Origin of the sequence: Thermaerobacillus caldiproteolyticus (assembly GCF_015326725.1) — a bacterium.
Classification (GTDB): domain Bacteria; phylum Bacillota; class Bacilli; order Bacillales; family Anoxybacillaceae; genus Thermaerobacillus; species Thermaerobacillus caldiproteolyticus.
In genome coordinates this window covers 1,593,349-1,620,248 of the sequence record NZ_CP064060.1, presented here as the reverse complement: position 1 = coordinate 1,620,248, position 26,900 = coordinate 1,593,349, and the positions used below count along the sequence as shown (strand labels likewise).

Below are 26,900 nucleotides of genomic sequence, written 5' to 3'. Positions count from 1 at the left end.
GGCAGGGACTTTTTTATTGGCTATTTTCGAAAAGATTGTTGCTAAATAAAAGGAAAAAAGCGGTCTGATTTTAAATCATATAGATGGTGTTGCAAAACTAGAGTAAAAACTCGAAGTTATGCATAAGGATGCAACATAACACATGCAGTAAATATCGATGAAATCCATACCATCGGGGTTGCTCCACCCCATCACTCTTTAGCTCGTTAAATACCCGTTCAATCTCGCGGAGAAGCCCAAACAGCCATTGGCCAAATCTCGTTTTCAACAAGACAGGAAGAACCCGGCCATAGGCATCTTTTCGTTCCTTGCTATTGCGGCGGTTGATGGGGGAAATGAATAAGATTCCTGCTTGCTCAGCAGTTTGTCGAACCTTTTCGCTGTCATACGCGGCATCCCCTAACACGAACTCAATATCCCATTGCCCCAAAGAAGCAAGCAATTCTGGTGCCACTGCCGCATCATTCCGGTTCGCTGTGGTCAACACGTGAGATAAGATGATTCCCTCGGTAGTGGTACAGAGATGGAGTTTATATCCTTTAAACCAGTGATATCGGGTGGACACTCCCCACTTTGCCTGTGAATCGTAAAGACTGCTTCGAAGGGCCGTGCTGTCGATCAGCACGATTTTGGGATACCGTACTTCTAGATCTTTGAGCAGCTGTGCGTGAAAAACAGGAAATCCCTGTTCCCGAAACCACTTTGCCGCACGGGAAAACGTAGAAAGATGAGGAACTTCACTAAGCCCGCAAGCCCGCTGAAAACAGCGAAAACGCTGCAGAATGCGTACTAATTTTCGCAAGGAATCAATGGAAAAATAGGTTTTCAAAAAGAAACATTTCAATAAAGATTTTTTCGACACCGGCGGTCTTCCTGTCACATACGGTGTCTCCGGCAACGACAGCGAGTCGATATATCGAAATAAGGATGCTAAAAGTGGATCGATTTCATAAGACCATGCATGTTCTTTGTTTAAATTGGAAATCATGATAGTGTCCACCCCTTGGTAGTTGGTTTTGGTCACTGTATATGATTTCCAAGGTGGTGGATTTTTTATGTGCATTTATGCATCCATTATGCGTTTTGCAACACGTTCTCATATACTATATTAGTGAAAAAGGGGGAGAAACTTATGAATAAATATCAAAAAATTTCTGTTGGTATAATGATTGGTTTTCCAATATTTTTCTTAGCAGTGAGCCTGTTTACTGGAAAATGGGGGTTCTTTCTTTGGAGTTTAGCACCAAGTTTTATCAGCGGTATGGCAGGATTTTTTGCTTCTAAAAATGCAAATAGAACATCTACAATTAACAATGACAAACAATAACAGAGTTTATCAGAACGCTGTAAAGAAGGTGTTCTTTTTTATGTTGATCTTCTAATGTGTTTCAACAGTAGTAAAGCTTAAACATTGAGCTGAACAGCATTTCTTTCACTTTTTATTGGAATAGCAGCTTTTCATTCAAACATCTTCTCAAAGACAAATGTTCCTTCAAGAAAATGCTCCTGAAATATTCCTTTTTTCAGAGAGTTTTTTACATCATTCGACATTTTTTTAAAGGTGACTGTGATATTTTGTAAATAAAAAAGAATTAAGGTGTGGAGGAAGGACAGGTGAAAGCTGGATATTTACCGGCTTACATTTAATGAAGAATGTCAATTCATTTGTGTAAAGCGGTTATGAAAGGAGGAAGCATGTTGATTCGGCCAAAACGGTTACAGCGTGGAGATACGATTGGCATCGTTTCTCCTTCGTCTGGAATTGCGGCATTATGTCCGCGAAGGTTGGAGCGAGGAATGGAAGAGCTAAAACGATTAGGTTTTAAGGTTATGATCGGAAAGAATGCCCGAAAACGTCATGAGTACATGGCGGGAACGGTGGAGGAGCGAATCGAAGATCTTCATGAGATGTTTGCCAATCCTGAGGTCACGGCCATCATTGCGACGATTGGTGGAACATGCTCTCATCAATTATTAGAGGATTTAGATTATCACCTTATTAAACATCATCCAAAAATATTTATGGGCTACAGTGACATTACTGCGCTTCATTTAGCAATTTATAAGCAAACGGGGCTTGTTACGTTTTTAGGACCGGCGATTTTGCCACAGTTTGGCGAATACGGAGGATTGCTTGATTATACGAAAACATATTTCGAAGATGTACTAATGCAGGGGAAAGCAGTGGAAATAAAAAATTCAGATATGTGTGTTTTTGAGCGGCTGCGCTGGGACCAAGAAGATGATCGAAAACGAACGTCCTTACCCAATAAAGGAATGAGAGTGTTAAAGCCGGGGCATGTCAGGGGTAACATCATTGCTGGAAATATGGGAGTCTTACTTTTACTGGCGGGTACGCCGTATTTCCCAAATGTGGACGGTGCCATCCTTTGTATTGAGGATGATGAAGAAGAAACGCCGGCTTCGATTGATCGCTATTTGACGCAAATGCGGCAAATGGGTATTTTTGAACGAATTCAAGGGCTTGTGATCGGAAGATTTCATCCGTTAGTTGGATTCAAAGAAGATCAATCCCTTTTGGAGGAGATCTTGCTGCGCTCGACGCGCGGTTATGATTTTCCGATTGTTTATCATGCTGATTTTGGCCATACCGATCCAATGGCTATTTTACCAAACGGAATCAACGCAGAACTCAAGGCAAGTAAAGAAGGAGAGATCACCTTCCGATTTCTCGAGGCGGCAGTGGATGAATAAACAAATAAACAGAATGGAGGAGAAATAATGCTTACATTATATTTTACAAGACATGGGGAAACGGAATGGAATGTAGAAAAGCGGATGCAAGGATGGCAAGATTCGCCGTTAACCGAAAAAGGAAAAAAGGATGCGATTATGCTTGGCAAACGGCTAGAATCTATTGAATTTGCAGGGATTTATACAAGCACAAGCGGGCGTACTGTGAAAACCGCACAACTCATTCGGGGAGAACGCCTTATTCCCATTTATCAAGATGAACATTTGCGGGAAATTTATCTTGGTGACTGGGAAGGGAAAACGCATGAGGAAATTATGCAGTTCGATCCCATCGCTTTTGATCACTTTTGGAATCAGCCGCATTTATACTCGCCAAAGCGCGGAGAACGTTTTATTGACGTGCAAAACCGAGCGTTTGCAGCGATACAACGAATCATTGAACATCATCAGTCAGGAAACGTCTTGATTGTCACACATGCAGTCGTGCTAAAATCGTTAATTGCCCGTCTGAAAAACTTGCCGCTTGAACAATTATGGGCACCTCCATTTATACATGGAACAAGTGTAACGATTGTTCAAGTGGATCATGATACGTTTACATTTGTCGTGGAAGGAGATGTGTCTCACTTAGAAATGGATATGGGAGTAGTGAAGAAGAAATAGATTATATATTTATAGCTTGAAAAAAGAGATAAACCGCTCTCCTTTTAGAGAAAAGAGAGCGGTTTTGCCTCTTGGTTTGAGTTTTTCTCTTGCAGAATGATGGTTTATGTTTAGATGAGTCCGAGCCACTGTATAATGTGTGTTGTTAAAAATGTCACCGCAATCGCAATTCCGGTCGGGAGAGCAAAAGCGATAAACGTCCATTTTTTGCTCTTCGTTTCTTTGTAAATGTTGATTAATGTCGTGCCGCAAGGATAGTGAAGCAAGGAGAATAGCATCATATTCAATGCAGTTAGCCATGTCCAGCCATGATCGAGAAAAATTTGTTTCAGATCGTGAAGACTATCCACTTCGGTGAGTGCCCCTGTGGATAAATACCCCATTAACAAAATCGGCAACACGATTTCATTGGCAGGTAACCCTAAAATAAATGCCATTAAAATATATCCATCGAGCCCAAGCTGATGTGCAAACGGGTCAAGCGAATGAGCGATATAGGCAAGCACGGTAGTATTGCCGATATGAATGTTCGCTAGTATCCATGTAAGAACACCAGCAGGAGCAGCAACGGCCACCGCTCGTTTTAATACATAAACGGATTTATCCAATGTCGCACGAACAATTGTATCCCATATTTTTGGGCGCCGATATGGCGGAAGTTCTAACGTATAGTGAGTCGGTACGCCGCGCAACGCCGTTTTGGATAACACCCATGAAACGGTAAGAGTAACAACGATTCCAAATAACACCATCGCAACGACGACACCGGCTGTGACAAATGTTTTCCATCCGCCTGTATAACCGGCTGCCATGAATAAGGAAGCAAGCAAGATAAGCGTCGGCCATCTTCCATTACATGGAACGAAGTTATTGGTTAAAATCGCCAACATTCGTTCACGAGGAGATTCGATGATTCGTGTTGACATAATAGCCGCCGCATTACAGCCAAATCCCATCGCCATCGTCAACGATTGCTTTCCATGTGCTCCTGATTTTTTAAATAATCGATCCATATTAAAGGCAACACGAGGAAGATATCCATAGTTTTCTAATAAAGCAAAGATTGGGAAGAAAATGGCCATCGGCGGCAACATGACGCTGACGACCCAAGCTGTTCCGCGATATAAGCCTAATACTAAAATACCATATAGCCAATCAGGTGCATGAAGTTTTTCAAACGCGAACGTTAAATATCCTTCGATCCATCCAAAGAAATTCGCTAACATCGAAGAAGGAATATTGGCTCCAGCAATCGTTAAGTAGATAACAACCGCTAACATAGCAAGCATAATCGGGAATCCCCATAGCTTGGAGGTCACAATGCGATCCAGCCGTTCTGTCTCATATTGCTTGCTTGGTTTTGTATATGTGACGGTTTCATTGCAAATCTCTTGTGAGGTTCGAAAGATCGCCGAGACAATTTGTTCTCTCGTATCTCCGTTTGATAATGTTTGGGCATATTTCATCAGATGATCAAACGGATTTGGCGGAACGGTTACTCGCATACCTAGCCACCTCCTTGAATGAATGGTGATTTTCTTGTTTTAAAGCATCAAGAAGGGATGTGTCGCCATCTAGCAAACGGAGCGCTATCCATCGAGCAGGATACTTGTCGCCAACGATTTCTTTAACGAGAGGGAGAAGTTTTGCAATTTTTTCTTCGATCGAGCGACTATATGGAATGACAATTGGTTTTGTTTGGATTGCTCCACGAATCATAAGGTCAATGGTGTCGAGCAACTCGTCGATGCCTTCTTCATTGCGCGCAGAAATCGGCACAACAGGGACTCCTAATTTTTTCGCTAGTTTAGCAATGTCAATGCGGATGCCCTTCTTTTTTGCTTCGTCCATCAAATTGACACATACAATCACGCGATTGGTCATTTCTAGTACTTGGAGTGCCAAGTTTAAATTGCGCTCAAGCGCCGTTGCATCTAAAACAACAATGGTGACATCAGGCTTTTCAAAAATAATAAAGTCTCGCGCCACTTCTTCATCAGCCGAATTTGAATATAAGGAATACGTTCCCGGAAGGTCAATGATTTTATATTGTTTATCTTTATACGTAAAAAATCCTTCCGCATGAACAACCGTTTTTCCCGGCCAGTTTCCCGTATGTTGTCGCAATCCAGTTAACAAATTGAATAATGTGCTTTTTCCTGTATTCGGATTTCCTGCAAGCGCAATCGTATATTCATTCGTTGTCATCGCGTATCCTCTCCCCATAAATATTCGAACTTTCTTCTATTCGTAACGCAATCGTCGTATTGCTTACTTTATAAGCCGTCGGATCTCCTAACGGGCTTTTTTGCAGTACCGTCACTTCACACCCCGGCACAAATCCTAAATCAAGCAATCTCCGTTTCATCGTTCCCTCTATATCCAGCTTCTCAATGCGAAAACGTTCTCCCGGTTCTGCCTCCGACAAACGATCAAATTTTGTTGGAGCCACAATAGTTTCCTCCTTATCAATAATTTGTACAAAGATTATAATTTTTCCCTAGGCCAAATTTTAATTTTATCTTATTCAATGAATGTCATTTTGTCAATTATTTTTTATGAAGTAAAAAACCTCCCTGATTCGCTAGTAAAGAACGTAAACGAAGGGGAGGTTTTTCTCTATATGTACTTACCACTCATAATAACCAAGCAAATTCGAGATCTCTTGTCCTGCTCTGCAAACATGTTCAACAAAACGCGGAGTATCATTGGAGAGAATGCGTTGTTTCGGTCCGACAACGCTTACAGCAGCGACCACCTCACCCGAGTAATCGCGAATGGGAGCTGCGATGCTGATGACTCCTTCGTGTAATTCGTCAATGCAAACAGCATACCCTTTTTGGCGGATTTCTTCTAGGTTGTGACGAAATTGGGTAGGGGAGGTGATCGAATTAGGTCCGCAATGCGGGAGGCCCTGCTGGATAATGCCTTCGGACTGAAAGGCAATGATAACTTTTCCAGAACTTGTACAAGAGCAAGGATTATTTTTTCCAACGTGTGAAAGTAAGCGTACGGGATGTTTGCATTGCACTTTATGCAAGTAGATGGTGCTCGTTCCTTCTAAGACGGAAATGTGTGCGGCTTCTCCTAGATGATGGGAGAGCATCTCGGCTAATAATTCCACTTAAAGTTAAAAGTGAAAGCCCCAGCTGATATTCGCGCGTCTTTTGATTTCTTTCAACACGAATCCTTCTTTTTCTAAAGTTTTCATTAAACGATGAACGGTGCTTTTATTCAAGCCATCTGAATTTGAAGTTTCTGTAATTCCTAATTCAGGTTTGCTTGTGGAAAGCAGATGAAGAATTCGTAATCCGTTTTTTAGACAGCGCTGCTTCAGTTTTCATAACGAATTTCGTTAATTTAGGAATAGAGTCTCTATTTATTCATTGGATCGGAAATGGAAACAGAATATAGAACCCGATTGTTTTGGTTCAAGATCGGTGCACTAATGGAGGCAATTCTTTATGGAGCTCCTTGATGCTTAGCGCATATTCCTGCTTTTTCATTTGCTTTCATTTGTCTTGAAATATTTCAGAGGAAGTAATCGTTTTGGAAGTATAGGGAGCCAGTCCTTTGTGAATCACTTTATCAATGACGTCTTTTGGTTGAAAAGCAAGAATGAATTGATTGCCCAGAACTTGTGCAAAAATCTAGATTATTTTTCCAGCGTAGAAAAGTAGCCTGACAAGGTGCTCACATTCGATTTTATTGAGATAATTTTGTTGTTTGCACCGCTCGTTTAATGGCTGAATTTGCCGACTGAAACCGCTGTCGGTCTTGTTTTTTCAATGATTCGCAAAGATGGCATTTTGCTGTTTAATGAGGAAAATCAGGTGTTGTTGACGACGATGTCGACATTTCAGCTATTTCTTGACGTTTATCTCGCTTCCACTTACAGTGAATGCGCGGTTATCTTTTGGACGATTGCGAAGGAATTAGGGATAAGGGAGTCACTGTTATTATCAGGAAAGCAAATAATCACATCGTTTACATCTGCACTTCTGCTTTCAATGTTGTTCGGGTGATGATCGAAAATACCTACTAGATGATGCTTTGACTTTTTGAACCAAAAGCCGGAGATGAAACAATGAGTGGAAAAGCAATAAATTGTTTCAAACATAATCCGGAGAACGTCATTGTTCGCAGTGGATCTCATGTTTTTAAGATTGCCCATCTTTTGGAAGAGGTATAAAGCAGCATGGACTTATGTTTGGCATATATTTGATTATAAAAACTGAGCTGTCTCATAGACAGCTCAAGTTTTCTTCTCTATTGTCTTTGCTTTTTGATGGATTCAATGAATGCTTTTTCTGTATCATTGACAACGACTTTTGGTACAGGGGTTGGTTTTCGATTTTGATCAATCGCAACCATTGTTAGAAAGCATGTTGTTGTTAAGTGATGTTCTCCAGTAAATAAGTCTTCTGTTTCTACTTTCACAAATACTTCCATAGATGTCCTTCCAGTGGAAAAGACAAATGCTTCTAGTTTCAAAATATCTCCTACTTTTGCCGATGAAATAAAGTCTACTTTGTCAATCGATGCGGTAACTACCGCCTTTCGGGCATGGCGCATTGCAGCGATTGCCGCAATCTCGTCAATATAAGCCAAAACGGTGCCGCCGAAAATGGTCCCTAAATGATTCGTGTTGGAAGGAAGGACGAGGCGTGTTTGAACCGTTCTGGACTGTTGAATAGGAACCCCCATTTCTTTTTCCCTCCATAATTTATTGAGAGACCGTTTTGGTTACGAGTTTTTGGCGGTATATCTTTGCTGCTTCGACCATTACTTTTAAAGCAGCTATTGCTTCCTCCGCATTTCGCGTTTTTAATCCGCAGTCAGGATTTACCCAGAACTGATGATGGTCTAGTACTTGCAATGCCCGTTCTATATTTTCGCCAACTTCTTCGATTGTTGGAATGCGTGGGCTGTGGATGTCATAGACACCTAAACCGATTTCTCTTTCATACCGATAAATTTCAAAGGAATGAACGAGTTCTCCGTGGCTTCGTGAAGATTCTATTGAGATGACATCCGCGTCAAGAGCGTCAATGGCCTCGATGATATCTTCAAACTGAGAATAGCACATATGTGTATGAATTTGTGTTTCGGGCTGAACGGAACAAGTCGCTAAGCGAAATGCCTCAACGGCTGCTTCTAAATATCGTGTCCGCTTAGAGCGCTTCAACGGTAACCCTTCGCGTAATGCTGGCTCATCGACTTGAATCATGCCGATTCCGTTCTTTTCTAACGCCAGAACTTCTTCGCGAATTGCCAGAGCGAGCTGACGAAGAACATGAAATCGATCTATGTCGTTTCGTACGAACGACCAGTTTAAAATCGTCACAGGTCCTGTCAACATTCCTTTGACAGGTTTATGAGTTAATGTTTGCGCATACGCTGTTTCATCTACCGTCATTGGCTTGTTAAAAGCGACATCTCCGAAAATAATCGGGGGTCTTACACAACGAGAGCCATATGATTGCACCCATCCATTTGTCGTGCAAGCGATCCCGGTTAGCTTTTCGCCAAAAAATTCAACCATATCCGTTCGTTCAAACTCTCCGTGCACCAACACGTCAATATCTAGTTTCTCTTGAATATGGATCCAATTTTTGATTTCTTTACGGATAAATGATTGGTAGTGTTCTTCTGTCCATTCGCCTTTTTTCCATTTCAGACGAGCTTGACGAATTTCTTTCGTTTGTGGAAAACTACCGATTGTGGTTGTCGGTAGTACGGGCAAATTCCAGCGCTTCTTGTGATCATGTTTCCGTTTGGAATAGTCGATTCGTTTTGTCGGATATGTTTCGATATTCGCCAGCGCTTCTTGGACGCTTTGTACATTCCGGGATGAGGACATGACAAATGATTGATAATGGCGATCGTAATGTCGAAAATCGTCAATTGTCCGATCTCCTTTTACATATTGAGTAAGTTCGTATACCTCATCCAACTTTTCATCAGCAAACGCAAGTGCTTCTTTCAGCAGTGGCGGCAATGATTGTTCATGTTGAACTGTAACAGGAACGTGCAATAAGCTGCATGATGGCTGAATGATTAGGCGATCTACATCAATATAATGAGCGAGGTGATCGATGAAGTTTGCTTTTGCTTCAAGCGATGACTTCCATACATTTCGTCCATCAATGATTCCGGCAGCAAGAACTTTATCATCCGGGAACCCCCATTTTCTCATATGTGATACGTTTATGCCTTCGTCATGAACAAAATCTAAACCAATTCCGGCCACAGGCAATGATACGATTTCTTTATAATGAGAAATGCTTTCGTAATACGTTTGCAAAATAATGTGAAGAGAAGGAAGTGCCGCATGAAATGCATCGTATACGTCATGAAAGAAGCGAATGATCGTTTCATCTATATCCTGTACTAAAATCGGTTCGTCAATTTGAACCCATGATACTCCAGCCTCATACAATTCTTTTAACACTTGAATATAAATAGGAATTAAAGAAGACAGATGGGTTTTGAAATCGTTATGATCGTATTTTTTTGAAAGTAATAAAAATGTAATTGGACCTAACATAACTGGTTTTGTATCGATATTCAGTTCCTGTTTGGCTTCTTCGTAAAGATGCAACAGTCGGTTTTCTACCAAGATAGGAGTTGTGTTTTCAAGTTCAGGAACGATGTAATGATAGTTTGTGTTAAACCATTTCGTCATTTCCAATGCGCTTTGGTGTTTAGCTCCTCTGGCCATGGCGAAATATGTTTCCAATGAACCGCCGCTCATATGTTGGAATCTCGAAGGAATATATCCGAACATAAATGCCATATCAAGCATATGGTCGTACAATGAAAAATCACCAACAGGAATAAGATCAATTCCTTTTTTCATCTGTTTTTGTACATGACGAAGCCGAAGCCGCTTCATCGTGTCATACAATTCGGTTTCAGATATGGCTCCATTCCAAAATGATTCTAGTGTTTTTTTCCATTCACGGCGTTCACCAATTCGCGGATAACCAAGATTTGAACTAAAAACGGCCAATATGAGCACCTCCAAGTGAATTTATATCTCAACACAAATAAAAAATCCCTCTTTTCCGCAGTAAAGTAAGAGGGGTGAGAGATGACTAACTTGTGTTGAGATATGCAAAGTGCCCCAACATCATGATCCTCACTCCTCCCTATGACGCGTAGGTCGTAAGTGCATACAACAGGCAGGTCTCCTGACTTAGGATCATCGTTGGCTATCTCCTTCCCATTTCATACAAGAAACAGTGGATGATGATAGACAACTCCCCATTACAGTGGCGCGACCGTGTTGGATTTTCACCAAACTTCCCTTTTAAGCGACATAGAAGGGATTCCGACTATGTCACACCTGTTGCGTGAACTTGAACTATATGAAATTGATTTATGAAATTCAGAATAAGTGATTTTTTCTGTTTTTTCAACAAAAATTTTGTTTCAGCATTTTTCTTAAGCGGGACATTATTTCTAATCAAGGAATCAGCTCATGTTCTTTTCGGAATTGTAAATTGCTCAAGTACAGTAAATTGAATTTATCTTCTACAATCAAATGCATCTATATGCTGAGTCTAATGTTATTTAAGGATATAAAAAACTTTATTCAACAGGGGAGGGAGAGTTGAATGGATATAAAATTTTTAATTGACAAGTTTAATGATAATGATTATCATTATTTATGGTTTTGATAATTAATTTCATTTATAAAGGGGGGATAATTTGAAAAAGAGATTGTTGCTAGTATGTTCTCTCCTGCTCCTTTTGTTAATGGGAGCATGCGGTAATCAAGGGGGGCAAACTGCGTCTGGACACGAAAAACAGGCGAAGACAGAAGAAAAAGAAACAAGAACATATAAAATGGTGAATGGAAAAGAAGTTGAAATTCCCAAAAATCCAAAGAGAATTGTAACGGACTTATATTTAGGTGAAATTTTAGCTCTTGGAAAAAAACCTGTTGGGGCAACTGATTATGAGTTAAAAAACCCATTTCTTACAAAAGATCAGCTTTCTGGAATTAAAGATATTGGGACTCCTATTTCACTTGAAAAAGTTACAGAACTTAATCCAGATCTCATCATTACTTCAGATTCCGAAATATACGATAAGTTATCAAAAATTGCTCCAACAGTTCTCATTCCTTATGGTACATATAACAATGATGTTCGCGAAGATATAAGAGCATTTGGAAATCTTTTGGGCAAGAAAAAGGAAGCAGAGGAATGGATCAAGAGATTTGAGAAAAAAGCTGAAAAAGCTCGGGAAAAAATAGCAGGGGTCATTGGTAAAGATGAGACAGTAGGTATTTATGAATTGCATTCAAAAGATTTTTATGTGTTAGGTGCCAACTGGGGAAGAGGTGGACAAGTTCTCTATAATGCTCTTCAGCTGAATCCACCGAAAAAGGTTAAAGAAATGGTTAAAAAGGGAACACCGCCTAAGCAGATTTCGTTAGAAGTATTACCTGAATATGCTGCGGATCATATGTTTTTTACGGTATATGATACAGAGGATAGTGTAATCAATGAGATGAAGAACAGTCCCATCTTTAAAAATCTCGATGCTGTAAAAAACGGTCATTTCTATGAAATGGATTTAGACAAGATGTATTATTATGATCCTATTGCTATTGAAGGCCAAATCGATATTATCGTAGATACGCTGTTATCTCATAGCCAGAAATAATTCGAACTATAGTATTTTCAAAAGTAGACATAATATCCATGGCTGGACAAAGTTATATAACCAGCTGTGGAGAAAGTAGAAAATGAATGGACTTGTCAAGGAGTTTTTATTTACAATAAATAATATCAATATAATTGTGATAGGAGATGAAGCAAGTGTTCAAAAAGAAAAGATTTTTGTTTGCAGGGGTCATGTTACTTATTTTTCTCATTATGCTTGGCGCATGCGGAAACCAAGAGGGAAACAATGAGGCTGAAAAGGAAAAACAGACAAAGACAGAAGAAGCAACAACTCAAACATTTAAAATGGCGAATGGAAAGGAAGTAAAGATTCCTACTCATCCGAAACGTGTCGTTATGCCGTATGAATTTTTAGGGAATGCACTAGCGCTCGGAGTAAAACCGATTGCGGTTACAAATCCGTTGCTGAAAAATCCTTATATTACAGAAGATCAAATGAAGGGAATTGAAAATGTCGGAAATCCAATTTCGCTTGAGAAAGTAGCGGAATTAAAGCCTGATTTAATTATTGTCTATTTAGATGATCAATATGAACAGCTATCAAAAATTGCGCCAACTGTCGTGATTCCGTTTGGACATTACAAAGGCATTCAGGAAGAAATGCGTGTGTTTGGAGATGTTCTTGGAAAGAAAGAGAAAGCAGAAAATTGGATCAAACAGTTTGATAAAAAAGCGGCTGCCGCTCGTGAAAAGTTACATGGAGTTATTGGAAAAAATGAAACAGTTGGTATTTATGAATTATCAGGAAAAGATTTTGTTGTGTTTGGCTCAAATTTTGGACGAGCAGGACAAATCATCTATAATGCGTTACAATTAACTCCACCGGAAAAGACGAAAAAAGAAGTTATCGAAGGTCCACAACAATGGAAAACGATTTCTCTAGAAGCATTGCCTTCTTATGAAGCCGATCATATGTTTTGGACAGTATATCGGACAGAGGGAACGGATCAAATCGAAAAAGAAATGAAAAATAGTGCGATCTGGAAAAATTTAAAAGCTGTCAAAAATAATCACTTATACAAGATGAAACTTGAAGATGTATGGTTCACCGACGCTATTTCGCTGGAACATCAGCTTGATCTTGTCGTAGACACATTGCTTTCCCATAATAAAAAATAGTACAGTATGACATATATGAAACCAACAAGCTTTTCTGCTAATCATTCCGAATGAAGCCGGACAAATGAATTTTGTCCGCTATGGTCAGCATGCTTTCATTCGGGTCGGCAAGAAAAATCTTGCCGACCATAGCAGAAAAGCGTTCTTCTTTTTGCACTTATTATAGATGAAGAGAAAATAGGTGGAAATCATGAAAAACGATACAGTAAATCAGCATTCGCGGACGTGGGTCGCGATGATGGTGCTCGTCGTTGGAGTTTTGGCTATCGTTTTTGGAATCGCATTATCCATTTCCGTCGGTGCTGCCAATATTCATCTTTCGACGGTATGGGAAGCGATTGTTCATTATAATTCGAATCAGACGGAACATGCGATTATTCGAGATTTGCGTCTGCCACGGGCACTTGCGGATGTTTTAGTAGGTGCTAGCTTTGCGGTGGCGGGTGCGATCATGCAAGGGATGACGCGAAATCCGCTTGCTGATGCCGGACTTTTAGGTTTAAATGCTGGGTCCGCATTGATGGTAGCAGTTTGTTTTGCGTTTTTACCAGGATTATCCTATAATTCTTTGATTCTATTTTCCTTCTTAGGAACAGCTGTTGCGGCAGGACTTGTATACGGGATTAGTTCGCTTGCCCGGGGTGGCTTAACGCCGGTTCGTCTTGTGTTAGCGGGAGCAGCAGTTAGTGCATTGTTAACGGCGCTGAGCGAAGGAATTGCGATTCATTTTCAGTTAAGTCAAGAGTTAGCATTTTGGTATGCAGGCGGAGTGGCTGGTGTGAAATGGAGCCAATTGAAAGTGATGACCCCGTGGCTTGTCATTGCCTTAGTTGGAGCATTGCTTTTATCGCGTTCGATTACGCTCTTAAGCCTAGGAGATGAAGTAGCGACAGGATTGGGACAAAAAACGGTCTTGGTAAAAATGGTCGGTACAATCATTGTGCTTCTCTTAGCAGGAGTGTCTGTATCTGCGGTCGGACCGATTGGTTTTGTCGGACTTGTCGTTCCGCACTTTGCACGATTTTTCGTTGGCGTGGATTATCGCTGGATTATTCCTTGTTCGGCCGTAATCGGAGGAGGATTCATGATTATTGCTGATATTGGTGCAAGAATGATCAATCCTCCTTATGAAACACCAATTGGTGTGTTATTTGCGCTTATTGGTGTTCCGTTCTTCCTCTACGTGGCCCGAAAAGGAAGGAGGGAAATTTCATGAATGGAGTGGAGCGGCGAAAGAATCTTCAGCGTTTTTCCATACTTGCTACTTTTTCTGTTCTGATTCTTATTGTGTTTGTGATAAGTATGAACACAGGTTTCAGTCGGCTATCCCCGCTTGAAGTGTTTCAAACGCTGTTTGGAATGGGAAATGAAAAGCAACAGTTGATTTTGTTTGAATTTCGTTTGCCTCGTATTGTGATTTCCCTTCTTGCCGGAGCAGGATTGGCCGTATCGGGGTGCATTATGCAGGGCATTTCCCGCAATGCTTTAGCGGATCCGAGTATTTTAGGAATTTCGCACGGGGCTGGTTTAATGGTCGTTTTATATTTGTCATTTTTCCCAACACATTTGGATGTTCCCGTTTTGTTTTTACCAGTCCTTGCGTTTATCGGCAGTTTGTTAGCGGCTGCTCTTGTGTTTGGATTGTCTTATCAAAAATATGAAGGGCTGTTGCCAACACGTCTCGTTTTAACAGGAGTGGCAGTTGCGGCAGGATTGAGTGCGCTCATGACGGTTCTTTCTCTTCGACTAAGCCGGGAACTTTATCAATTTGTGGCGGTATGGCTAGCTGGAAGCATTTGGGGTACGACGTGGGATTACGTGTTAGCGCTTTTACCTTGGATCGTCGTCTTATTTGCTTTTGTGTATTATAAAGCACTCGTACTTGATGTGTTATCATTTGGAAACAACGTCGCCACAGGACTTGGTGCGTCTGTTTCAAAAGAACAAGTAAAACTGCTAGCAGCAGCTGCTGGACTTGCGGCTGCTTGCGTGTCTGTCAGCGGGGGCATCGGTTTTATCGGTTTAATTGGTCCGCATTTAGCACGGCGGCTCATCGGGCCAAATCATAAATATTTGCTGCCGGCCTCGGCGCTTGCAGGGGCCTTATTGTTACTGACCGCCGACACGATTGGTCGTACGATTCTACAGCCATCAGAAATTCATGCGGGCATCGTCGTGGCGATCATCGGGGCACCGTATTTCTTGTATTTGCTAGCCCGATCCAATCATTAATCGTATGGAGGAATTTCACGATGGAGAGAAACCTTGAACTCTATGATGTAACCATTGTTGGCGGAGGTCCTGTCGGGTTATTCGCTGCTTTTTACAGTGGGCTGCGCGAGCTAAAAACGAAAGTCATTGAAAGTTTGCCAGAGTTAGGCGGGAAAGTGAGAGGGTTTTTCCCCGAGAAAATTATTCGAGACATTGGTGGGATTCCTGAGATTACTGGGGAGCAGTTAATTCAAAATTTAGAGCGGCAAGCCAAAACATTCGCACCAACGATTGTCTTAGGTCAACGAATCGCCTATATGGAAAGGCAAAAGGATGGCACGTTTTTGTTGACAAGCACAAATGGCGAGCAACATCATACACGCACCGTCATTCTTGCGATCGGACATGGAACATGGGAAGTGCAGAAGCTGGAGATCGATGGTGCCGATCAGTACGAAGGGCATACGCTTCATTATAAAGTTGGATCATTAGAACATTTCCGTGGAAAGCGAGTACTTATCTCCGGAGGCGGTAATACAGCGTTAGACTGGGCCCATCAATTGGAGCCCATCGCTGAAAAAGTCACGATCGTTCATCGCCGTGAAGAATTTTCCGGATTGGAAAGCAGCGTGACGAACATGAAGCGCTCGTCAGTGGAACTGTTGACACCATATGTAGTCAAACAACTATACGGACAAGGAACCCTTCTCGAAAAAGTGCTGATCGAACATGTAGGAACGGGGGAAACGGTAGAATTACCGGTTGACGAACTCATTGTTAGTCATGGTTTTCACATCGATCTCGGGCCTATCAAAGACTGGGGACTTGATATGATGGAAGGGCGCATTGTCGTTAATGGAAAAATGGAAACAAACATCCCTGGCATATTTGCCGCAGGAGATATTGTATACTATCCTAATAAATTAACGTTAATTGCCGGAGGATTTATGGAAGGACCGACGGCGGTCAATAGCGTCAAAATGTATCTTGAGCCCAACGCTCAACCAATGGAAATGGTTTCCACCCATCATCAAGCGTTTGTCACGAATTAACCTTAGTCTTGGTCTACGTCCTGCACATGTCAAAATGGGTGTTTTCTCGCTGATTAAGATAAAACCGAAAGGAAGTGGATCGCTTGATTGTAACCGAAAATTTAGACATTGCGTACGATCAAACATTAATTGTCAAACAATTGAATGTGGAAATCCCACCCCATAAAATCACAGCGTTAGTCGGGGCGAATGGTTCAGGGAAGTCGACGATTTTGAAAACGATGGCGCGCTTGATGAAGCCAAAAAGCGGGCATGTCTTGCTTGATGGTAAAGCGATTCATCGATTAAAAACGAAAGAAGTGGCCAAGCAATTGGCGATTTTACCACAAAACCCGACAGCTCCGGAAGGGATGACGGTCATCGATTTAGTGACATATGGCCGCTTCCCGCACCAGCGCGGCTTCGGTTCGTTAACGCAAAAAGATAAAGAAGTGATCCTCTGGGCCATCGAAGCGACGGGGATGGAAGAATTCGCTTATCGTCCTGTCGATCAACTATCGGGCGGGCAACGGCAGCGAGCTTGGATTGCGATGGCGCTTGCTCAAGAAACACCCATTTTGTTTTTAGACGAGCCGACGACGTTTCTTGATATGGCTCATCAGTTAGAAGTCCTTAATCTTTTAGAGGAGCTTCATGAAAAAGAGCAGAGAACGATTGTTATGGTTGTCCACGATTTAAACCATGCAAGCCGTTACGCTCACCATATGATTGCAATTAAAAAAGGAACGGTGGTCAAAGCAGGCACTCCGATGGAAGTCATGCAACCAGATATTATCGAGGAAGTATTTGGGATTCAGTGTGATATCATCCAAGACCCGCGTACAGGCTTGCCGTTATGCTTACCGTATGCGATTAGCCGTTCCCAAAAAGAGCCGGTAATAGTATAGGTTAAGAGATAAACAAGGCTGATTTCTATATGAAAATTAGCCTTGTTTTTGTTTTGAGGAGGTGTTCCTCTCCAGTGTGTCATGAGCGTTGTTATGAGTCTTAGTTCAAACAATCACGATTAAAATTCGATTTCACCGTAATTATTTATGTGGTCTCATGATAAATTTCTTGACGATGAACGTTGTAAATGTAATCATTTTCTATTGAATCGGTTTTCTGTCCTGTGCAAGCGGGATGAAGAATGCGGTATGATGCGTTTGAACAATTTACACTACTCCCACTTTGAAGTAAGGAGTTTCTTGGGGAAATGCTTCTACTAAAGAGAAGTTGACTAAGCTCTATATTCCGTCCCGGTCCTGAATACGTGACGCATAGCTTGGTTTTCTGTTTCGTCAGCTGGGAGCATGATGGAGGAAAGAGGTTACGTGACAGTCCTCTTTCCTGTCACAACTCCCTACCTTCCGTTCTCAAAGACAATCTATACGAAATATTCCTGTTGGCACATATGTTCGGAATGACCGCAAAAAAGGTGATTTGAGCTATGCTCTGCACATGCCAAAATGAGCGTCTTCCCGCCTGTTTACCATAAAGAATACGCGAAACGGTAAATAGAAAATTGTTTTGTTGAAGTCCTTATTCTTATGTAAGACCATGCTGATTAATGAAAGATATGGGGATTGTAAAAAATATACATCACCAATCGGAGGAATGAAAAGAAGATGATTCACGTTCAACATCTGAGCAAATCTTTTCGAGTTCATGTTCGGCAAGCAGGTTGGTTCGATGCGGTACGCAGTCTGTTCAAACGGGAATATCGTATCGTTGAAGCGGTTAAAGATATTTCATTTAGCATTCAACCGGGGGAAATCGTTGGGTTTTTAGGCCCGAATGGGGCTGGAAAGACAACAACGATGAAAATGTTGGCTGGACTGCTTCATCCTACTTCAGGGGACATTACGGTAGGGGGATTTGTTCCATTTGAACAAAAAGCGGAATTTAAAAAAATGATGAGTCTGGTCATGGGGCAAAAGAGTCAACTCATTTGGGACATTCCACCGATGGAAACGTTTTTGGTCAACAAAGCGATCTATGAAATTGATGATCGTGTATTTCGTCAAACGTTAGATGAGTTGGTCGAATTGCTTGAATTGCAGCCATTGTTGACAAAACCGACACGAAGTTTATCGTTAGGGCAGCGAATGAGATGCGAGTTAGCGGCTGCTTTATTGCATCGTCCGGCAATTTTATTTTTGGATGAACCGACGATCGGTCTCGATGTACATACGCAAGAAAAGGTTCGCCGATTTATTGCCCAGTACAATCGTGAACATCAAACGACGATTTTGCTAACATCGCATTATATGGGGGATGTTACCGCGTTGTGTGACCGAGTGTTGATCATCAATTACGGAACATTAATGTATGACGGGGATTTAAAAGTATTAACGGAAACATTAACACCATACAAACTTCTGGAAATTCATTTTCCATCTGTACCCGATGTATCATGGGATGATTACGGTGAGTTGGTTGCAGTAGAGGAAGGAAAAGTGACATTGCGCGTTCCTCGTGAACAAGTTCCGGAGGTCTCGTCACAATTTTTACGGAATTTTCAAGTTTACGATTTAAATATTCAAGATCCGCCGATGGAAGAAGTGATCAAACGGGCGTTTCAGGAGGGGTCTCATGTTTCGTAAGTACATAGCCCTCATTCGGATGAAGTATGTGGAAATGTTAGCGTATCGGCTCGCCACGATTGTTTGGATGACAGGGGCGATGGTGCAACCCCTGATTACGATGGTTGTATGGACGAATATTTATCCATCGCAATCAAACTCTTTTATTTTGTATTTTATAACTCTCATTTTTGTAGAACGAATGACGAGCGCTTGGGATGTTTGGGAACTGGATCGCGAAATTCGGGAAGGGACGTTTTCGAATTATATTCTTCGTCCGTTCCATCCGATTCATTGGGCGATCGCTGAAAATATTGTTTATAAAGTCTTGTTTTTGATTGTTTTGCTGCCGATATGGGGAGTATTGGCTGTCTTTGTTCCCGCTTTGCGTCCTGATGTAAGCGGATGGCAATTTGTTTTGTTTGTCACCGCCTTGTTTTTAGGTGCTACGTTGCGATTCATGTTTAGTTACATCTGTGGACTTCTCGGTTTTTGGGTTACGAAGGTGACGGCGATCTACGGCATGTTTGAAGTGGTATCTCTGTTCTTGTCGGGGCGAATTGCTCCTTTATCTTTGTTGCCTCCTATTTTGAAACAGATAAGCATGTATCTACCGTTTCGCTACATGATTGGCTTTCCGATTGACATCGTAATGGGGACAATGACGCGTGTAGAAATAGGATACGGTTTTTTTGGCGCGATGGCTTGGGCGATTATTTTCATTAGCGTATTGAGATGGCTATGGAAAGCGGGGCTAAAGAAAAACCAAGCGGTGGGAGGTTAATATGCGGAGATATTGGCGAATTTTTCAAGAGTTTTTTCGAACTTGCTTTGTCGAAGAGCTCGAATACCGCAGTGAATTTCTTGGAAATTTGCTGTCGAGTTTCTTTGGAGTAGGCATTGCTGTTTTAACCGTTCAAATCTTTTTTTATCAAACGAATCAACTAGGCGGCTGGGCGTATGCTGATGTGTTGATTTTACTTGGCATCTTCAATACATTACAAGGGGCTATTGATTTTGCTTTGCGTCCTAATATGTCACGGCTGTTGGAGCATGTGCGAAAGGGAACATTGGATTATATTTTGACAAAACCGGTGGACAGTATGTTTTACGTCAGCTTTCGTCATTTAGTATTTTGGCGGCTGATCGATATTTTACTTGGAGTAGGACTAATCATTTACGGACTAGTTCAAAAGCATTATATTCCGTCTTTAGCGGATATTCTTATGTTTAGCGTTAGTCTATTTTCCTCTCTCGTATTAATTTATTCTCTTTGGATGATGCTGATGACGACATCGTTTTGGGTCATTCGAATCGATGATCTCTCGTTTATCTTTTATTCGTTTTTTGAGACGACGCGCTTTCCGATCGGAATGTATCGAGGGTGGCTTCGTATTTTGCTGACGTATGTTTTGCCGGCTGCCTTCATTACGAACACGCCTGCTGTAGCGCTATTAGGGAAATGGAACGGTGTCACGACATTGTTATCCATCGGGATTGCGGGGCTCTTTTTATGGTTATCGCGAAGATTTTGGCGTTATGCGCTCCGATCTTATACGAGCGCAAGCAGTTAGATAACGTTTTATTAACTTCGGGATGTGCTGTTGGAGAATACAATAAAAAGAAAGATGTGGCTGGTTACTGATTTTGATCGGGAACTAGTGAAAAACGGATATATTCGAGAGAGAACAATAAGTGAAGAAAAAGGATCAACCATCTAAGTCGTTAAGCTGCTGTCGATCTCAAAAGGCTGACTTCCAAATTATGTTGTTGTGATTTTGGGAGTCAGTCTTATTTTTTAATACATTGACTTTTACGTAAACGTAAATTAAAATAAAATTCAGAAAAATAAATCTATTCGCACAGGTGAAACAGATGAACTACTATACGATTTCGCAGTTGGCGCAGGAGTTTGATATTAGTACGAGGACAATTCGCTATTATGAGGAGAGAGGGATGATTGCGCCAATGCGCACAGAAACGGGGCAGCGTCTGTATACGAAAAAAGATCGCGCGGTGCTAAAGCTCATTTTGCGTGGGAAGCGGTTTGGTTTTTCGCTTGAAGAAATTCATGAAATGATTTCATTATTTGACAAAGACCGAACGGGACGAAAACAGTTAGAAAGAACAATTGAATACGGCGAGAAAAAGCTAAAGGAGGTGAGCGAACGAATTGAAGACTTAATGCAACTCAAACAAGAAATGGAAGCGATTTTAGAAGACTTTAAACAAAGATTAAAAGAATTGGGGGAGTCGGATGAACATTTCTGAGTTGTTGGCACGGAACGCGCGAAAGTTTCCAGAAAAAAAGGCATTTATCGATGGAGAGGCGGCCCTTTCATATCGTGAAGTGGATCAAGCCGTCAATCGTCTTGCTTCATCACTTGGGCATTTAGGAATTCAGCGAGGCGATAAAGTTGTTTTGTATATGCCGAATACGAAAGAGTTGGTGTTTGCGTATTTTGCAGTATTGCGTCTCGGAGCGATTGTCGTTCCTGTGAACGCGCGCTTAGTTGCCGAGGAAGTCAGGTATATTATCGAACATTGTGAAGCGAGAGCGGTCATTGCTCATGACTGGATTTACAAAGAGCTCGATCCGCTTGTCGGACAGGTCGATGTTTTCTGGATAAAGACAGGAAATGCTCAAGAAGGGTGGGTGCCGCTCTCTGAACTGATTTTGAGCGGAGCAGCCGATCCGATCGTTTGTCCGCTAAAAGAAGATGATGGAGCGGCAATTTTATACACATCAGGAACAACAGGTCGGCCAAAAGGAGTGTTATTTACCTACCGTAATATTTTAACGGTTGCAATTATGATGGCGATCGAAACAAAGATGGACAAAGAGAGCCGGATTTTGCATATGATGCCGCTTAGCCATTCCGCACCGCTTCATTTGTTTTTCATCGGCGGAATGTACGTCGGGGCAACACATGTGTTATCACCATCGTTTTCCCCGGAATCGTTACTTAACCTTGTGGAGAAATATAAAATTACTCATTTCTTTGGAGCACCTGTCGCTTATTTGCTCACCGCAAAACATCCTCGACTTCATGAATACGATCTTTCTTCTGTAAACTATTGGACATATGGCGGGGCACCGCTTTCGAGAAATGAAGTCCAATTCATCGCGAAACAATTCCGTACCGATCGTCTTATGTGTTTATACGGCTTAACCGAAGCAGGACCGAACGGCACGTATTTGGCGACGGAAGATCATACGACAAAAGCGGGAAGCATTGGCAAACAGGCAGCGCTAAACTGTGAAATTAAGATTGTTGATGAACATGGAAACGAAGTCCATGTCGGCGAAGTCGGAGAAATCGTTTTATCCGGAGAGGGAACGATGAAAGGCTACTATAAAGATGAAGAAAAAACAGCAGAGACATTAAAAAACGGCTGGCTGTATACCGGGGATATCGCACGCCGTGATGAAGATGGGTACATTTGGATTGTCGACCGTAAGAAAGATATCATTATTTCCGGTGGAGTGAACGTCTATCCGAAAGAAATCGAAGATGTATTGCGGACGCATCCGTACATTGCTGTTGTTGCTGTTGTGGGCGTGCCGCATCCGGAGTGGGGAGAGACGGTGAAAGCGTTCGTTGTGACAACGAAGCCGTTCAATAACCTTGATGATGAATGTAAACGTTTTCTTATGGGTAAAATTGCTGACTATAAAATTCCACGCTTATACCAAGAAATTCGTGAGCTGCCGCGAAACGCGACAGGAAAAGTGTTAAAACAAGCGCTGAGGGGGATGGACGATGAAACGATTGCGAGACGCTGATCCAAATCTATTGGCGAATTTAAAAAAATATTTAGATGATGAATTATATGGGTATGCAGAAGAACAGCTTGAGAAATTTTGGGGAATTTGCATAACCGATATTGATCGTCGGGCAGTTCATACTGATCGCGAAGGACAGCCGCGACTCATTAAGTATGATCGCTTTGGTGATGACATTTCGGAAGTATGGGTGAACGAAGGGTATAAACAAACGGTGAAACAAACGTATGAAACGGGTATTGTCGGCTATATTCATAAGCCGATTCCCGAACTTGGACGAAAAGGAAATTATATTTATTCGTATGCGCAAGGATATTTATTGTCGCAAGTTGAACCAGGTTTTTACTGCCCGGTAACGTTAACAATGGCAACGGCGTATTTGCTTGAACATTTCGCTGATGAGGAATTAAAGCGAACATATTTACCGCATGTCATTTCAACAGGGGAAGTCGAGTTATACGAGGGGGCGACGTTTTTAACGGAGCGCCAAGGCGGATCAGATGTTGGAGCCAATGAAGTGCGTGCTGTCCCGTGCGGCGACCATTACAAACTGTATGGGGAAAAATATTTTGCGAGCAATGCGGGGATGTGCGGGGTGGCGACTGTGCTAGCGCGCATTGACGGCAGCGATCCCGGAACGAAAGGGCTTAGCTTATTTCTCGTGCCATGGCGCAATGATGATGGCACGCTCAACGGCATTCATATTCGCCGTTTGAAAGATAAGCTAGGCGTTCGTGCCGTTCCATCAGCGGAAGTTGTGTTTGACGGAGCACAAGCATATGTCATTGGCGATGCAAAAAAAGGGTTTTACTATATGATGGAAGCACTTAACTTATCACGCGTCTGCAATGCCGTGGCTTCCATCGGCATTATGAAGCGCGCCTTAGATGAAGCGAAGCAATATGCAGAGAACCGCTCGGCATTCGGTCATAAACTCACTTCGTATCCGATGATAAGAGAAACGCTTGCGAATTTAACAGCACGACTGGAAGTGCAAACGAGCGCTTGCTTTGAACTCATTTCATTCTTTGACCGCGTCATGACTGCACCAAATGAAGCATCCGAAGAAGACAAAGCGTGGAACCGCCTTCTTATTGCCCTATTGAAAATGCGCACCGCCGAAGAAGCAATTGAGTTTGCCCATGAAGCAATTGAAATGCACGGCGGCAACGGCTACATCGAAGATTTCGTCACTCCACGCCTTCTTCGCGACGCCCAAGTGTTAACTGTATGGGAAGGAACTGCAAACATTTTGGGATTAGAAGTATTGCGACTCATGCGGAAATTCCGTATACACGAGCGATTTATTGAAGTGATGAGCAAAGAACTTACCAATCTCCGAGACGATGTGCGTGCATTCGCTGCACCGGTGAAAAACGGGCTTAACGAACTCATTCAGGCGCTTGGACAGCTGAGCAGACAGCCTGATGAAGTACAAACGTACCATGCGAAAAAAATCGCTAACCGCTTATGCGACATTTATTTAAGTATCATCGCGTTAAAAGGTGCGCAAGAAAGCGAACGAAACAAAACCATCGCCCGCCTCTTTTTACAGCACATTTGGAATGACGATCTTTTTGATCGCGACATGCTTTCCGTTCACTTTTTTGATGTAGTAATAAATGAGAAAAGTGAATTAGAGGTGGGTGATCAGAGATAGATAAGGTCGACTTCCATCGGCCTTGTTTTTCTTTTTCAAAACAGTACGTCATGAAAAGAGGTAGCAGGAGTATAAGAATACACGATTTTACATCATTGTATATGATGTATGAAAAGAATGGGGATTGACGAAAGCTGTGAAGGGAGTCTATTGTATAGAGACAGTATACATTCCATTGGTGATTTAGGCAAAAAAGCGTTGCCGATCGATTCAAACATTGATTACATACAATGGTGTCAATTCAGTTTCCTTGACGTACGCAATCGAAATTGTCGGTCGGATCATCGTGTTGAGTGATAAAAAGTTGTTTAATGTACGAAATGTTGTTGAAAAACTAAAAAAGTTTTCATTTTTTCTTTGTACTAACGAGCAGTAATGTAAATGAACGAGTACTTTGAATACTAGATGTAATCGTGTTACTCTACTAATTAATAATACAGTCTCATTTCAGGAGGGCAGATATGATTGATGTATCAAATCTAACAGAGGAAGCGAAGCCGATTGTTAAGCAGGCAGCTGAAGTTTATATAAAGCATACCGAAAAGGATTTTATCGGATTAATTGTTCATGGTTCGGCAATGAAGGGCGGTTTTATCTCAGGTTCCAGCGACATTGATTTTCAACTTTATTTAAAGGAATCAGCTTTTGATGAGAACGGAATGCTTCCCTTGGAACTATCTTTGGCTATTCATCGAGATTTAGCCAAAATTAATCCTTATCCATTTAGTTATATTCAATGTAGGGCACTTTCTTCAAAGCTTCCTGATGGATATGTAGGCCCTATTCCGGGTGCTTATCATTTAGTGGCTGGAAGGCTGCCAGTGAATGAAGCAACCAATGAACAATTAAAACAATCGGCTATAAATGCGTTAAGAAATTTGACACCTGTCCCAAAGTATTTAAATAATCTTCTGGATCATGGGAAAGAACGCTTATCGAGAATGATTCGGCTACTTTGTACACAAGTTTCTCCCGTAGTATATCAAGTCCTATCTATCGAACAGGAAGATGCGGTTAAAGTATGGCAAATGCCAAAAAACGAAGCAATAAAATTATTGCCTGATGAAGAAATGAAAGCCTATGCAGAACGGTTTTACGAGCATGCCAAGCGATATTATTCCAACGAAACTTCAATAGAAGATGCTTTAAAATTAATTGAAAATGGAGTAGCTTTTTTTAAATCAGTGCAACTGTGGTATAAAAGAGCAGATTGACACTAGTGCGTTAATTCAATCACAGACGGTTTTTGCTCTATTTTTTGAAACATTGAGGTACTTAATCCAAAAAATTAAACAACATTTTTAACACCATTCGGATAATCGAAAAAATGATTTTATCATAAACTGGTGAGTAGTTTCTCAATTTTAAAATATTCAAGAGGTAGAATAAATCGGAAGATGAATCACATTTTTGTAGCAATATACGAACGTATGTACTATAATTAAGGTATCACGTACATTCGGCTTTTTGGGAATAACTGAAACGCGAAGCACTGTACGGCAGCATGTTAAGTCCAGCGTACAAGGTTTTTATATTCAAGGCTAGGATAGTCTGTAGAGCTTTATCGACTAGGGATGACCGAGGAATTTGCCGCTTTAAAGCGGAGGGAACCGATTCCATTATATTTTTAGTTGCATCATAAAGAAACGTTTCGTGGAAAATTAAAGAGATCATGAATAATGTTATGAAAAGGGGCGACAAAGAAACTCGACGAAAATCGCTTTACTTATGAAATGATGACAAAAGCTACTTTAGAAAGTGCGGCACGAAAATTTCAACGGATCGAACAATTGTGCTCAAGAGAGAAGTAAATTGGAAAGCAGCGGAGAGGGGAGAAATGTGAATGAACCAAAAACGATTCATCGACTTTCTAGTGGAAGCGAAAAAACGGGCATACGCCGCCGATGAGGACAACACATCGGTACGTCCTTTGTTCAACGGATCGAAACAGTTTGAGTATCAAGACGGGAATTACGTTTATCGCGATATTTATTTCGGCTCTGCTTTTTTTGCTGGGCAGGAAACGGTAGAGTATGAGCAGCAACCGATTTGGTCCATGGTTTACTCGGGAGGCATTGCCATTCCCGATGTGTCACGGGAACAAATTGTTTCGATTTATGCGTTTTTGCGACAAGCATTACGGCTTGTCCCTGCTGCTGCTCCGTATCGCGGACCGCAGCACTTTGAAAATGGCCAATATACATATAAGAATGCTTATCATGGCACGCTTGAACGGTTTTATGGGGAAGAATGCATTTTTGTTCATGGTCAAAAAGTATACGAATTGCGATACAGCGGTGGTTTTATCTTCGTTTGATTGTACTTCATATATCGCAACATTTCATAATGATTCAAGAGTGTACTGCTAGGAAAATTGGTGGGGGTTCGTTCGTGTTGCGCTGTTTGGTTAAGTAGAAAATTAAGGTGTTC

Annotated in this window: 26 protein-coding genes and 1 riboswitch; of the genes, 18 read left to right on the top strand and 8 right to left on the bottom strand. The window is 41.6% G+C overall.

Translation table 11 applies throughout. From position 1 onward, the window contains the following. Positions 1 to 97: 97 nt before the first annotated feature. Complete coding sequence (locus ISX45_RS07930; protein ID WP_194519539.1) at positions 98 to 988, bottom strand: transposase; 891 nt, start codon at positions 986 to 988, stop codon at positions 98 to 100. A 144-nt stretch (positions 989 to 1,132) separates the two neighbouring features. On the opposite strand from ISX45_RS07930, the gene ISX45_RS07925 reads away from it, so the two are divergent. The 3 genes from ISX45_RS07925 (at position 1,133) to ISX45_RS07915 (ending at position 3,378) form a co-directional block, all read left to right on the top strand. Next, positions 1,133 to 1,327: a hypothetical protein gene (locus ISX45_RS07925; protein WP_181556067.1), complete on the top strand. Its 195-nt coding sequence runs from the start codon at positions 1,133 to 1,135 to the stop codon at positions 1,325 to 1,327. Positions 1,328 to 1,695: 368 nt separating this feature from the next. Continuing rightward, positions 1,696 to 2,715, top strand: a complete 1,020-nt coding sequence (locus ISX45_RS07920) for a S66 peptidase family protein (protein ID WP_194520450.1) — start codon at positions 1,696 to 1,698, stop codon at positions 2,713 to 2,715. Between the two features lie 27 nt (positions 2,716 to 2,742). Then, positions 2,743 to 3,378: a histidine phosphatase family protein gene (locus ISX45_RS07915; protein WP_194520449.1), complete on the top strand. Its 636-nt coding sequence runs from the start codon at positions 2,743 to 2,745 to the stop codon at positions 3,376 to 3,378. A 110-nt stretch (positions 3,379 to 3,488) separates the two neighbouring features. Here the strand turns inward: ISX45_RS07915 and ISX45_RS07910 are convergent, their stop codons facing one another. The 5 genes from ISX45_RS07910 to ISX45_RS20065 form a co-directional block, all read right to left on the bottom strand. Further along, on the bottom strand, positions 3,489 to 4,883 hold the full coding sequence (locus ISX45_RS07910) for a ferrous iron transporter B (protein ID WP_181556070.1): 1,395 nt from the start codon (positions 4,881 to 4,883) through the stop codon (positions 3,489 to 3,491). Next, positions 4,852 to 5,586, bottom strand: coding sequence for a FeoB small GTPase domain-containing protein (locus tag ISX45_RS07905; protein WP_181556071.1), 735 nt, complete (start codon positions 5,584 to 5,586; stop codon positions 4,852 to 4,854). Before ISX45_RS07905 ends, ISX45_RS07910 begins: the two co-directional genes overlap by 32 nt. Further along, positions 5,573 to 5,830, bottom strand: a complete 258-nt coding sequence (locus tag ISX45_RS07900) for a FeoA family protein (RefSeq protein ID WP_181556072.1) — start codon at positions 5,828 to 5,830, stop codon at positions 5,573 to 5,575. Before ISX45_RS07900 ends, ISX45_RS07905 begins: the two co-directional genes overlap by 14 nt. 177 nt (positions 5,831 to 6,007) lie before the next feature. Further along, positions 6,008 to 6,484, bottom strand: coding sequence for an IclR family transcriptional regulator (locus tag ISX45_RS07895; RefSeq protein ID WP_309505665.1), 477 nt, complete (start codon positions 6,482 to 6,484; stop codon positions 6,008 to 6,010). A 24-nt stretch (positions 6,485 to 6,508) separates the two neighbouring features. Beyond that, positions 6,509 to 6,715 carry a helix-turn-helix domain-containing protein gene (locus ISX45_RS20065; protein WP_309505671.1) on the bottom strand — a complete coding sequence of 69 codons (207 nt, stop codon included), beginning with the start codon at positions 6,713 to 6,715 and terminating at the stop codon, positions 6,509 to 6,511. Positions 6,716 to 7,130: 415 nt separating this feature from the next. On the opposite strand from ISX45_RS20065, the gene ISX45_RS07890 reads away from it, so the two are divergent. Next, positions 7,131 to 7,403 (top strand): hypothetical protein, encoded by a 273-nt coding sequence (locus tag ISX45_RS07890; RefSeq protein ID WP_181556073.1) that lies wholly within the window; start codon positions 7,131 to 7,133, stop codon positions 7,401 to 7,403. A gap of 244 nt (positions 7,404 to 7,647) precedes the next feature. Here ISX45_RS07890 and ISX45_RS07885 read toward each other — a convergent pair whose 3' ends face one another. Together ISX45_RS07885 and metE are read right to left on the bottom strand one after the other, a co-directional pair. Then, positions 7,648 to 8,085: an acyl-CoA thioesterase gene (locus ISX45_RS07885; RefSeq protein WP_181556074.1), complete on the bottom strand. Its 438-nt coding sequence runs from the start codon at positions 8,083 to 8,085 to the stop codon at positions 7,648 to 7,650. 19 nt (positions 8,086 to 8,104) lie between these two features. Further along, complete coding sequence (gene metE / locus ISX45_RS07880; protein WP_194520448.1) at positions 8,105 to 10,393, bottom strand: 5-methyltetrahydropteroyltriglutamate--homocysteine S-methyltransferase; 2,289 nt, start codon at positions 10,391 to 10,393, stop codon at positions 8,105 to 8,107. A 154-nt stretch (positions 10,394 to 10,547) separates the two neighbouring features. Beyond that, positions 10,548 to 10,748: riboswitch (cobalamin riboswitch) on the bottom strand. A gap of 346 nt (positions 10,749 to 11,094) precedes the next feature. Here metE and ISX45_RS07875 point away from each other — a divergent pair. The 14 genes from ISX45_RS07875 (at position 11,095) to ISX45_RS07810 (ending at position 26,787) form a co-directional block, all read left to right on the top strand. Next, complete coding sequence (locus ISX45_RS07875) at positions 11,095 to 12,057, top strand: iron-hydroxamate ABC transporter substrate-binding protein (protein ID WP_181556076.1); 963 nt, start codon at positions 11,095 to 11,097, stop codon at positions 12,055 to 12,057. A gap of 155 nt (positions 12,058 to 12,212) precedes the next feature. Further along, the gene (locus tag ISX45_RS07870; protein WP_194520447.1) at positions 12,213 to 13,196 is read left to right on the top strand and encodes an iron-hydroxamate ABC transporter substrate-binding protein; all 984 of its coding nucleotides are present in this window, start codon (positions 12,213 to 12,215) and stop codon (positions 13,194 to 13,196) included. Positions 13,197 to 13,431: 235 nt separating this feature from the next. After that, the gene (locus ISX45_RS07865) at positions 13,432 to 14,412 is read left to right on the top strand and encodes a FecCD family ABC transporter permease (RefSeq protein WP_407649757.1); all 981 of its coding nucleotides are present in this window, start codon (positions 13,432 to 13,434) and stop codon (positions 14,410 to 14,412) included. Beyond that, on the top strand, positions 14,409 to 15,428 hold the full coding sequence (locus tag ISX45_RS07860; RefSeq protein ID WP_181556079.1) for a FecCD family ABC transporter permease: 1,020 nt from the start codon (positions 14,409 to 14,411) through the stop codon (positions 15,426 to 15,428). The genes ISX45_RS07865 and ISX45_RS07860 overlap by 4 nt, the downstream gene beginning before the upstream one ends. A gap of 20 nt (positions 15,429 to 15,448) precedes the next feature. After that, on the top strand, positions 15,449 to 16,459 hold the full coding sequence (locus tag ISX45_RS07855; RefSeq protein WP_194520445.1) for an NAD(P)/FAD-dependent oxidoreductase: 1,011 nt from the start codon (positions 15,449 to 15,451) through the stop codon (positions 16,457 to 16,459). A gap of 74 nt (positions 16,460 to 16,533) precedes the next feature. Then, entirely contained in the window at positions 16,534 to 17,346 is an 813-nt protein-coding gene (locus tag ISX45_RS07850) for an ABC transporter ATP-binding protein (RefSeq protein ID WP_181556081.1), read from the top strand. 720 nt (positions 17,347 to 18,066) lie between these two features. Next, complete coding sequence (locus tag ISX45_RS07845) at positions 18,067 to 19,044, top strand: ABC transporter ATP-binding protein (RefSeq protein WP_194520444.1); 978 nt, start codon at positions 18,067 to 18,069, stop codon at positions 19,042 to 19,044. After that, positions 19,034 to 19,807, top strand: coding sequence for an ABC transporter permease (locus ISX45_RS07840; RefSeq protein WP_181556083.1), 774 nt, complete (start codon positions 19,034 to 19,036; stop codon positions 19,805 to 19,807). Before ISX45_RS07845 ends, ISX45_RS07840 begins: the two co-directional genes overlap by 11 nt. A 1-nt stretch (position 19,808) precedes the next feature. Continuing rightward, the gene (locus ISX45_RS07835) at positions 19,809 to 20,597 is read left to right on the top strand and encodes an ABC transporter permease (protein ID WP_181556084.1); all 789 of its coding nucleotides are present in this window, start codon (positions 19,809 to 19,811) and stop codon (positions 20,595 to 20,597) included. 301 nt (positions 20,598 to 20,898) lie between these two features. Then, positions 20,899 to 21,294, top strand: a complete 396-nt coding sequence (locus ISX45_RS07830) for a MerR family transcriptional regulator (RefSeq protein WP_181556085.1) — start codon at positions 20,899 to 20,901, stop codon at positions 21,292 to 21,294. Continuing rightward, entirely contained in the window at positions 21,281 to 22,810 is a 1,530-nt protein-coding gene (locus ISX45_RS07825) for a class I adenylate-forming enzyme family protein (RefSeq protein ID WP_194520443.1), read from the top strand. Before ISX45_RS07830 ends, ISX45_RS07825 begins: the two co-directional genes overlap by 14 nt. Then, positions 22,788 to 24,470 (top strand): acyl-CoA dehydrogenase family protein, encoded by a 1,683-nt coding sequence (locus ISX45_RS07820; RefSeq protein ID WP_194520442.1) that lies wholly within the window; start codon positions 22,788 to 22,790, stop codon positions 24,468 to 24,470. The genes ISX45_RS07825 and ISX45_RS07820 overlap by 23 nt, the downstream gene beginning before the upstream one ends. A gap of 461 nt (positions 24,471 to 24,931) precedes the next feature. Continuing rightward, positions 24,932 to 25,684 (top strand): hypothetical protein, encoded by a 753-nt coding sequence (locus tag ISX45_RS07815; RefSeq protein ID WP_194520441.1) that lies wholly within the window; start codon positions 24,932 to 24,934, stop codon positions 25,682 to 25,684. A 629-nt stretch (positions 25,685 to 26,313) separates the two neighbouring features. Next, positions 26,314 to 26,787 (top strand): DUF5680 domain-containing protein, encoded by a 474-nt coding sequence (locus ISX45_RS07810; RefSeq protein ID WP_194520440.1) that lies wholly within the window; start codon positions 26,314 to 26,316, stop codon positions 26,785 to 26,787. Positions 26,788 to 26,900 lie beyond the last annotated feature (113 nt).

Coding starts and splice junctions, on each gene's coding strand:
- ISX45_RS07835 (WP_181556084.1), top strand. CDS start 19,809: ATGCGGAGATATTGGCGAATTTTTCAAGAGTTTTTTCGAACTTGCTTT.
- ISX45_RS07815 (WP_194520441.1), top strand. CDS start 24,932: ATGATTGATGTATCAAATCTAACAGAGGAAGCGAAGCCGATTGTTAAG.
- ISX45_RS07930 (WP_194519539.1), bottom strand. CDS start 988: ATGATTTCCAATTTAAACAAAGAACATGCATGGTCTTATGAAATCGAT.
- ISX45_RS07915 (WP_194520449.1), top strand. CDS start 2,743: ATGCTTACATTATATTTTACAAGACATGGGGAAACGGAATGGAATGTA.
- ISX45_RS07860 (WP_181556079.1), top strand. CDS start 14,409: ATGAATGGAGTGGAGCGGCGAAAGAATCTTCAGCGTTTTTCCATACTT.
- ISX45_RS07840 (WP_181556083.1), top strand. CDS start 19,034: ATGTTTCGTAAGTACATAGCCCTCATTCGGATGAAGTATGTGGAAATG.
- ISX45_RS07885 (WP_181556074.1), bottom strand. CDS start 8,085: ATGGGGGTTCCTATTCAACAGTCCAGAACGGTTCAAACACGCCTCGTC.
- ISX45_RS07910 (WP_181556070.1), bottom strand. CDS start 4,883: ATGCGAGTAACCGTTCCGCCAAATCCGTTTGATCATCTGATGAAATAT.
- ISX45_RS07895 (WP_309505665.1), bottom strand. CDS start 6,484: ATGCTCTCCCATCATCTAGGAGAAGCCGCACACATTTCCGTCTTAGAA.
- ISX45_RS07920 (WP_194520450.1), top strand. CDS start 1,696: ATGTTGATTCGGCCAAAACGGTTACAGCGTGGAGATACGATTGGCATC.
- ISX45_RS07810 (WP_194520440.1), top strand. CDS start 26,314: ATGAACCAAAAACGATTCATCGACTTTCTAGTGGAAGCGAAAAAACGG.
- ISX45_RS07925 (WP_181556067.1), top strand. CDS start 1,133: ATGAATAAATATCAAAAAATTTCTGTTGGTATAATGATTGGTTTTCCA.
- ISX45_RS07845 (WP_194520444.1), top strand. CDS start 18,067: ATGATTCACGTTCAACATCTGAGCAAATCTTTTCGAGTTCATGTTCGG.
- ISX45_RS07830 (WP_181556085.1), top strand. CDS start 20,899: ATGAACTACTATACGATTTCGCAGTTGGCGCAGGAGTTTGATATTAGT.
- ISX45_RS07820 (WP_194520442.1), top strand. CDS start 22,788: ATGAAACGATTGCGAGACGCTGATCCAAATCTATTGGCGAATTTAAAA.
- ISX45_RS07855 (WP_194520445.1), top strand. CDS start 15,449: ATGGAGAGAAACCTTGAACTCTATGATGTAACCATTGTTGGCGGAGGT.
- ISX45_RS07865 (WP_407649757.1), top strand. CDS start 13,432: ATGATGGTGCTCGTCGTTGGAGTTTTGGCTATCGTTTTTGGAATCGCA.
- ISX45_RS07825 (WP_194520443.1), top strand. CDS start 21,281: ATGAACATTTCTGAGTTGTTGGCACGGAACGCGCGAAAGTTTCCAGAA.
- ISX45_RS07905 (WP_181556071.1), bottom strand. CDS start 5,586: ATGACAACGAATGAATATACGATTGCGCTTGCAGGAAATCCGAATACA.